Annotated in this window: 6 protein-coding genes; all 6 read right to left on the reverse strand. The window is 64.3% G+C overall.

The annotated features are described in order from the left end of the window. A partial coding sequence (locus tag ACC569_RS13540; RefSeq protein ID WP_372524064.1) for an FAD-dependent oxidoreductase occupies window positions 1-2,196 on the reverse strand: 2,196 nt, incomplete at its 3' end. A gap of 19 nt (window positions 2,197-2,215) precedes the next feature. Further along, window positions 2,216-2,572: a DsrE/DsrF/TusD sulfur relay family protein gene (locus ACC569_RS13545; RefSeq protein ID WP_372524065.1), complete on the reverse strand. Its 357-nt coding sequence runs from the start codon at window positions 2,570-2,572 to the stop codon at window positions 2,216-2,218. A 13-nt stretch (window positions 2,573-2,585) separates the two neighbouring features. Next, window positions 2,586-2,996 (reverse strand): DsrE/DsrF/DrsH-like family protein, encoded by a 411-nt coding sequence (locus tag ACC569_RS13550; protein ID WP_372524066.1) that lies wholly within the window; start codon window positions 2,994-2,996, stop codon window positions 2,586-2,588. Continuing rightward, a complete protein-coding gene (locus ACC569_RS13555) occupies window positions 2,993-3,847 on the reverse strand; it encodes a class II glutamine amidotransferase (RefSeq protein ID WP_372524067.1) in 855 nt (284 codons plus the stop codon). The genes ACC569_RS13550 and ACC569_RS13555 overlap by 4 nt, the downstream gene beginning before the upstream one ends. Window positions 3,848-3,858: 11 nt before the next feature. After that, complete coding sequence (locus ACC569_RS13560; RefSeq protein ID WP_372524068.1) at window positions 3,859-5,253, reverse strand: VTT domain-containing protein; 1,395 nt, start codon at window positions 5,251-5,253, stop codon at window positions 3,859-3,861. Beyond that, on the reverse strand, window positions 5,250-5,925 hold a 676-nt coding region (locus ACC569_RS13565), incomplete at its 5' end, for a sterol desaturase family protein (RefSeq protein ID WP_372524069.1). The genes ACC569_RS13565 and ACC569_RS13560, both read right to left, overlap by 4 nt.

Below are 5,925 nucleotides of genomic sequence, written 5' to 3' on the forward strand. Positions count from 1 at the left end.
TCCATGCGCGTCAGTCTCGACGCCGAGTGCGGACAGCCACGCGGGCGGCTGCGCGACGAAGCCGAAGGCGAGGATCACCGCATCGCACTCCTCTGTGAGTTCGCCGTCGGGCGTCTGGAAGCGCACCGCCGCGACCGCGTCCGTGCCGATGATTTCAAGCGGATAATGCCGGAAGCGGAACGCTATGCCTTCCTCGCGCGCTGCCTTCAGCTCGTGCGGCGAAGCGCGCAGGCTCTCCGCGGCGGCGCGTGCGCAGACCGTGACCGCGGCGCCCGCGCGCCGCGCCGTGCGCGCGCAGTCCATCGCGGTGTCGCCGCCGCCCAGCACGAGCACGTGCTTTGCTCGGTAAGCCGTCGACGGCTTCAGGTAATCGAGTGCGGCGAAGACGCCGCGCCGTTTCCGGCCCGGCAATGCAATCTCGCGCGGCGCCTGCGTGCCGGTCGCGAGGAACATTGCGTCGTGGTCGTCAACGAGCCGGCGCATTGCTAGTTCGTCCACCTCAACGCCGAGTTGGAATTCGATACCCGCCGTTTCCAGCAAGTCGCGGCGCGTTGTGAGCGCCGCGCGGTCGAGCTTGAACGGCGGCACGCCTTGTGCGAGCAGCCCGCCGATCGCGGCGTGCCGGTCGAAGACAGTCACCGCGCAGCCTGCGCGGTTCAGGAAATCCGCGCAGGCAAGCCCGGCCGGGCCGGCGCCGATCACGGCGATGCGCCGGCCGTTGCGCGCTGATGGCGCCGCCGGTTTCCAGCCGCTTTCGAGAGCGATCTCGGTGACGTAGCGCTCGATCGCACCGATTGTGACGGCGCCGTCTTTCTTCGCGCGCGTGCAGGCGCCCTCACACAGACGATGCTGCGGACACAGCCGTCCGCAGACTTCCGGGAGCGGACTGGTGGCGTGCGCGATTCCCGCGGCCTCGATGAATTCGCCCCGGGCGGCGGCCTGCATCCAGTCAGGGATGCGGTTGGCGAGCGGGCAGCCGCTGCGGCAGCCGGGCACACCGCAATCGAGGCAGCGTGCCGCCTGCCGCTGGATCTCGGCGAGCGGCGGACGAACGTAGATCTCGTTTGTGTCGTATACGCGCTCGCCGGCCGGGCGTGCCGCCGGTTCGATGCGCGGCACCGGCTCCATGGGAGCTTGCTTCATCAGATGGCTGCCGTTCTGGACAAGCTTCGGGCGGAAGAGATTGCGTACATCGCGGATCTCAAGCGCGTCGGTCGGGCACGACACCACGCAGCGCCCGCAGCCCATGCAGTCCTCGATACCGGTGATGCGCCCGAATTGCTTCCCCTGTTCCCACACCGGGATGCCCATGTCGCACACCTGTTCGCAGCGGCGGCAGTCGTTGCATTTGTCCTTGTCCATACGGATGCCATAGAAGCCGGCGTGGTTGAGCAGGCCGAAGGTCGCGCCGTACGGACACAGGTAGCGGCAATAGAAGCGGTTGCCGGTGATCGGCGCGACGAAGAACGTGCCGAAGTAGGTGAGCCCGATGATCAGATAGAACAGCCCCACGAAACTTATGGTCCAGGAATTCGGCGGGTACTGAGTCACGACCATCACGCCGACGTAGAAAATGAAGAAGAACCACTTGCTATGTCGCAGTCGCCACGCCCACTTACCGCGGATGGTGCGATCGCGGAAGGCAAAGCCCACGGTCTCGCGGACACCGACGCAGGGGCAACTCCAGCCACAGATAACTCGTCGCCCGAAAAGAAACACGGCCGCGAGCACCAGAAAAAAGGTGATGGTGCCGGGGACGTGGATTGACGGAAAAATCGGTTGCCCCCAGAGATAACCGACGTAAGGCTCGTATGTTGGCCACAACCAGGGGGTGAGCCACCAGAGCACCGTGACCAGGGCGACCAGCACGGTGAGGCGCAGGCGCGTATAGCGGTTCTGTTCCGCATAAATGCGCCACAGGCCAAACGCGAGAATAATCGCGTATTCGGTGTAGCGGTTGAGCCAGATCGGATTGTCGAACAGGAACAGCCAGGTTTCGTTGAGCCATCCGACGAAGGCGAGGGTGAAGGCCGCGAGGCTCAACCACTGGACTGCTTGGCTGTAACGTCGCGGCAGCAGGTCCTGCACGCCGCCTGCGCTTGTGCGCGCCGCATGCACGATGGGAATGACCGGGTAGGTCTTTGCTGTACGCTGCGTGGCGGTCGGCAGGATCAAGGAGTCAGCGGTTGTGCTCATTGTTGACCTCGATACCTGCTCAGAAAACCAGCACCTTGTCGGCCCAGACTGTCCACGCACTCAGCTCGGCGAGGTTTCCGCGCAAGGCCCCGTCGACAAGTTCGGTATCATTGATGCCGCGCGCATCCATGCAGGTGCCGCACACGCCGATCTCGCCACCGGCACGCGCGATCATCTTCAGGAACGACTCGAGATGGTAGTAGCCCTGCGGCACCTTCTGGCCGCTCTTGGCGCACGCTGCCGCGTCGCCGAGCAGAAACACGTGCACCTCGTTGCCCGCCTTGGGGTCCTTGAGCAGCTCGCGCGCCAGCCGCAGGCCGTTGTAGCTGCGCTCGGTGCCGTAGGGCGGATCGTTCAGAATGAACAGGTATTTCATTCACGTTCTCCTTCTAAAACGTCAGGTTCATGTCTGCCGGGATCACCACTTCCTTGTAGTACTTCGCCGGATCGGCCACCTTGACGCCGTCCGCCAGGTCCTTCGGCGTCATGCCGAAGAGCGGCAGGTTGAGCGGGCAGGCAAGCACGGTGGCGCCTTCCGCGATCAGCATGACGAACAGGTCCTCGACCAGCGGCAGGCCGATCTCGTCCATCTTGGCCATCATCGCCTCGCCGATTTCCCGAGGTTCGTCGGGCAGACAGGTCAGCGTCTTCATCTTGTCGCGGTGCACGACATTGATGCCGCGCGAGCCGAAGAAGAGTGTGACCTTCGATCCCTCGCGCAGCAGACTCAGCGCTATTATCAGGGCGTTGAACACCTGGCACAGCTCGTCGTGGAAACACATCACGGATACTTTCTTCATGGCGAGGCTCCGTTCTTGAGCGGCGCATGCCGCCCGGTATCGGGCACAATGGTCTTGGTGCGCGGCAAATCCCCGTCGGGCACAGGCGCCATGGCGCGTGGGTGGGTTATGAAACGTGCAATCTGTCGCCCGGCGCGGTAGACGCGCAGTTCGCCGGGTTCAAAGGCGAGCCAGCCCGAGTCCTCGGTCAACGGCTCGGTGGCGATGACCGCCGTCTCGGTCGCGGCATCGAGCCAAAAGGTGGCCCGCGTGTCGGCGAGACTGTGCAGCCGGTCGTGGCCGTAGGCGATGAGGTGCACGCCGTCCGACATCAGGAAATTGAAGCGGCCGTGGGAGGCGAGCATCTCGGCCGCCCGTGCGAGCGCATCGAGCCACTCGTGGCCTTGCACCGCTGCCGATGAGGAGAAGGCCGTCGCGATACGATCCAGCACCACGCAGAAGGCGTGTTCGGAATCGGTATCGCCCGACAGCGCGCAAAGCGTCGTGGCGCCCGGTCCACCGAGCGCGATCGTGTCGGGGATGATCCCGTTGTGCGCGAAAACCCATTCGCGTCCGCAGCAGACGCGGCGAAACGGATGTGTGTTTTCGAGAATCTTCGCGGTCGGCGGGTTGGCCTTGCGTACATGCCCGAGAATCAACGAAGAATGCGTCTGCCCGCACAGTTGCTGGAAGCGGGCGCTGTGGGCGGCGGCGTTAGGCTCTTTCGTCAGACGAAATGCGCTGTCATTGAGCGTGGCGAGACCCCAGCCGTCGGGGTTGTCGGCGGTATTACCGCCGCGCGCTCCGAATCGGCGCAGCAACTCCCCCGGTGGCACCGGCCGGTTGCTGCTGAGTCCGAATAATTCGCACATGGTCGTGGTACTCAGAAAGTCAAAACAATGTCGGATTCCTTGATCCAGCCCGTGAGCGCCGTCATCGAGCCGGTTTGCACGCCGGCGATGAGATCGTGTTCGTCGAGCTTGCATTCGTTCATCGCCATGGCGCAGGCGCGCACCTCGAGCCCGCACTCCATGAGTTCGGTGAGCAGTTTCTCGAGGTCCACGGCGCCGTCCGGCACCTGGTGGCCGCGCCGTGCGAGCACCGCGCCGTCGTCGAGCAGGTGCACGCGCACCTTCATGTCCTCGGCCAGCGCCGCACCCGCGAGGCGCAGCGCGTGCCAGGCTTTGTTGTCGCCCTTGTACGGTGCGTTCTGGATGACGATGGTGATGGCTTTGCCGGTGCCGGCACTTACGCTCCCCGGTACCGGCATTGCGGCACAGGCATTTTCCTGTCCGGCGGGCAGGGGTTTGCCTTGCTGGCGTTGCCAGCCGACCATGCCGTCGTTCACGAGCAGCGCCTGCTTGAAACCGGCGCCGCGCAGGAGTTCGACGGCCTTGCCGGACATCTTGTTGGTGCGGCAGACCACGGCGAGCGGATGGTCACGATAAGGCTCAAGCTCAGCCAGGCGTCGTGGCAGTTCGTCGATGGGGATGTTGAGCGAGCCGGCGATGTGTCCGAGCTCGCCGGTGTAATCCTTGGCAGGTCGGACATCGAGCACGGTGATGTCGTCGCGCCGCTCGAGCCGTTGCTTGAGGTCGGCGCTGGAAAGTTTGCCTTCGGCCGTCGCGGACGCGCCACGCAGGCGCTTGATGAGACTCGGCAGGAAGGCGACCAGACCGAGCAAGGCGAGAGCGAGCAGCCCCTTCTGGATCAATCCTTCACCGCCCGCGACCGCCTCGCGCCCGGCGTAGCCGAGATAGGTATAGGCGAGCGCGCCGGGGAACATGAACACGTAGGAACCAACGACGTAGGCGAGCAGCCCGATGCGTGTGAGCCCGAGCGCGTAATTGAGCAGGTTGAACGGGAACAGCGGCACCAAACGCACGAACGCGATAAAACGCCAGCCCTCCTGCTCCACGCCCTCGATGAGTTGCTTTGTCCAGCCGCTCGCCTTGCGGCTCACCCAATCGGAAGCGAGGTAGCGCGCGATCAGGAATGCCGCGGTGGCGCCGAGGGTGGCACCGGTCAGACTGTAGAGCGTGCCCCATACCGGACCGAAGAGTGCGCCGCCGGCGAGCGTCAGCACCGAACCGGGCAGGAACAGCACGGTCGCGATGGCATACACCGCCATGTACAGCACCGGACCGAGCGCGCCAGCTGACTTCACCCAACTTTCGAGCGCCGCGACATTCAGCAGATCGCGATACCGATAAGCAAGAAGGATAGCCGCGGCGAGTGCGGCGAACAAAACGATACGAGTTAGCGTCCGGCGGTTCATGGCTTGCTGCTCCAGTTACGGCGGTTGATGGCATAACCGGTGATGCGCCCGAGGAACGGCAGGATCAGCATGCCGGGCAGATCGGTGGCGAGCCGCGGCTCGCGATAGTCGCGGATGCCGATGGTCATGGCCTCGTGTCCGGCGTCCGGTTGCGCCTTGTAGGTGCCGAGCAGGCGGTCCCACAGCGGCAGGTTGAAACCGAAGTTGCTGTTGGTTTCATGATCCTCGATCGAGTGATGCACCCGGTGCATGTCGGGTGTGACGACGAACAGGCGCAGTACGCGGTCGAGCCCGACGGGCAGGCGGAAATTGCCATGGTTGAACATGGAGGTGGCGTTGAGCAGCACTTCGAAAATGATCACCGCCGCGGCCGGCGCGCCGATCACGGCAATGACCGCGAACTTGATGAGCATCGACAACAGGATTTCAATAGGATGAAAGCGCGCGCCGGTGGTAACGTCGAAATCGAGATCGGCGTGATGCATGCGGTGCAGCCGCCACAGCGCCGGCACCGCATGGAACATCACGTGCTGCAGGTAGATCGCAAAATCGAGGATGACGACGGAGGCAATGATGCCAACCCAGGTCGGTGCATCGAGAACGTTAAAAACACCCCAGCCACGCTGCGCGGCAAACACGGCAAAGCCCGCCGCCGTCGCGGGCAGGATCAGA

Origin of the sequence: Sulfuricaulis sp. (assembly GCF_041499725.1) — a bacterium.
Lineage (GTDB): Bacteria > Pseudomonadota > Gammaproteobacteria > Acidiferrobacterales > Sulfurifustaceae > Sulfuricaulis.